Source organism: Bradyrhizobium sp. Leo78 (genome assembly GCF_059512425.1).
Map to the genome: position 1 here is coordinate 1 of NZ_JCAMOT010000125.1, position 2,541 is coordinate 2,541.

The following is a 2,541-nucleotide window of genomic DNA, read 5'->3' on the forward strand; positions in this document are numbered from 1 at the left end:
GTCTCCCTCCGGTGAGGGCCGCCTTGTCGGGTTAAGACGAGTGCTGTGTAACAGCCCTTATGGACAGCAATAAGTTCAGTGCTCAGATTGAACGGTTCGAGGTTGTCGAGACTGGCCGTCGGCGTCGCTGGAGCGATGACGAGAAACTCAAGATCGTTCTGGAGAGTTTGCAGACACCGCGCGCGGTCTCATCGACAGCACGACGATACGGCATCTCGCGCTCGCTCCTGTTGACTTGGCGACGATCGTTTGGGACGCGGACGGGCGGTGAAGAAGATCCCCGGCCCGGCTTTGTGCCGGCGATGGTGATGCCGGACCAACCGCCGGCGTCGCCGGTATCTTTAGCGGGGCCAGCGAGCGGACGCATGGAGATTGTCGTCGGCAAGGCCTGTCGCGTGATCGTGGACGCCGGCGTTGATACGACCGCGTTGTCTCGCGTGTTGGATCTGCTGGAGCGGCGATGATCCCGATCGCAGCAGGGGCGAGGATCTGGATCGCAACCGGTCACACCGATATGCGCAAAGGCATGCAGGGTCTGGCATTGCTGGTGCAAGAGGGCCTGGGGCGCGACCCTTTTGCCGGCGACGTCTTTGTGTTCCGTGGTCGTGCCGGCACACTGATCAAGGCGCTTTGGCACGACGGGGTCGGGCTATCGCTCTATGCCAAGCGGCTGGACCGTGGCCGCTTCATCTGGCCGGCGACGGTGGACGGCGTGATGTCGCTGACCGCAGCTCAGATGGGCTATTTGCTGGAGGCGATCGACTGGCGCAACCCCCAACACAGTTGGCGGCCGCAGAGCGCAGGATAGATTGCGCAATAGTCCCGTGAGATTGCAAAAAGCGCGCGCCAAATCGCGGCTTTTGTGATTCCATCGGTGCATGGGTAGCGGTCCCGAGAAGCTGCCGGAAGACATTGAGGCGCTGCAGGCCGCGTTGCTGGCGACGCGCGCCGAACTTGCCAGCGTTCGCGCCCAGCAGTCCGACGACCATGCGCTGATCGCTCACCTGAAGCTGCAGATCGAAAAGCTGAATCGTGATCGTTATGGCCCTGGCTCGGAGCGTACCGCAAGGCTGCTGGATCAGCTCGAACTGACGCTGGAGGAGCTCGAGGCCTCAGCGACCGAGGATGAGATCGCTGCCGAAATGGCCGCGGCCAGGACGACGAAGGTGGCCTCGTTCACGCGCAAGAGGCCGTCGCGCCAGCCGTTCCCGGACCATCTGCCTCGCGAGCGCGTGCTCGTGCCGAGACCTGTGGCGTGCGCCTGCTGCGGCGGAGCGCGGTTGTCCAAGCTCGGGGAGGACATCACCGAGACGCTGGAGGTGATCCCGAAATCCTGGAAGGTGATCCAGCACGTCCGGGAGAAGTTCAGCTGCCGTGATTGCGAGAAGATCAGCCAGGCCCCGGCGCCGTTCCATGTCATCGCCCGTGGCTGGGCCGGCCCCAGCTTGTTGGCGATGGTGCTGTTCGAGAAGTTCGGCCAGCACCAGCCGCTAAACCGGCAGGCGGAACGCTATGGCAAGGAAGGGGTGCCGATCAGCCTGTCGACCCTCGCCGACCAGGTTGGCGGCTGCACAGTCGCGCTGACGCCCTTGTTCCGGCGCCTCGAGGCCCATGTGCTGAGTGCCGAGCGATTGCACGGGGATGACACGACGGTGCCGGTCCTGGCCAAAGGCAAGACCGACACCGGCCGCATCTGGGTCTATGCGCGCGACGACAAGCCTTTTGGTGGGCAGGCCCCGCCGGGGGCAGTATTTTATTACTCGCGCGATCGCGCAGGCGAGCATCCGCAGGCCCATCTGGCCGGCTATAGCGGCATCTTCCAGGCCGACGCCTATGGCGGCTATGGCAAGCTTTACGACCCGGGCCGCAACGCAGGTCCGATCCTGGAAGCGGCGTGCTGGGTCCATGCCCGACGGCCGTTCTTCGTGATGGCTGATCTGGCGGAGAATGCGCGCCGCAAGGTGCAGGGCAAAAAGCCAGCGGTGATCTCGCCTTTGGCTCTGGAAGCAGTCCGCCGGATCGACGCCTTGTTCGAGATCGAGCGAGGCATCAACGGCGAGACGCCCGAACGGCGCCGGGCCGTCCGCCAGGAGCTCAGCGCGCCGCTGGTCGCCGATTTGGAAACCTGGATGCGTGAGCAACGCGCCAAGCTCTCACGGCGCAACGATGTCGCCAAGGCGATGGACTACATGCTCAAGCGCTGGAGCGCATTCACCCGCTTCCTCGAGGACGGCCGCATCTGCCTGTCGAACAACGCCGCCGAACGAGCCCTGCGCGGCATTGCCTTGGGGCGGAAGTCGTGGCTGTTCTGTGGCTCCGACCGCGGTGGCGACCGTGCCGCGATGATGTACAGCCTGATCGTCACGGCTAAAATGAACGACCTCGATCCACAGGCTTGGCTCGCCGACGTCCTGGCGCGCATCGCTGCACATCCGGTCCAACGGCTCGACGAACTTCTGCCTTGGAATTGGCGCGACCGAAATAAGCAAGTCAATCAAGCAGCCTGAGTGACCCCTGCGCGGCTCTCACCGGATGCTTACG

General features: G+C 64.1%; 3 protein-coding genes. All 3 read left to right on the plus strand.

Annotated elements, in window-relative coordinates; genetic code table 11:
- The first annotated feature begins 59 nt into the window (after positions 1-59).
- Positions 60-464, plus strand: coding sequence for an IS66-like element accessory protein TnpA (tnpA, locus tag AC5ZG1_RS43755; RefSeq protein WP_464349951.1), 405 nt, complete (start codon positions 60-62; stop codon positions 462-464).
- Positions 461-808 carry an IS66 family insertion sequence element accessory protein TnpB gene (gene tnpB, locus AC5ZG1_RS43760; RefSeq protein ID WP_464349952.1) on the plus strand — a complete coding sequence of 116 codons (348 nt, stop codon included), beginning with the start codon at positions 461-463 and terminating at the stop codon, positions 806-808. The genes tnpA and tnpB overlap by 4 nt, the downstream gene beginning before the upstream one ends.
- Positions 809-878: 70 nt before the next feature.
- Complete coding sequence (gene tnpC / locus AC5ZG1_RS43765) at positions 879-2,507, plus strand: IS66 family transposase (RefSeq protein ID WP_464349953.1); 1,629 nt, start codon at positions 879-881, stop codon at positions 2,505-2,507.
- Positions 2,508-2,541: the final 34 nt, after the last annotated feature.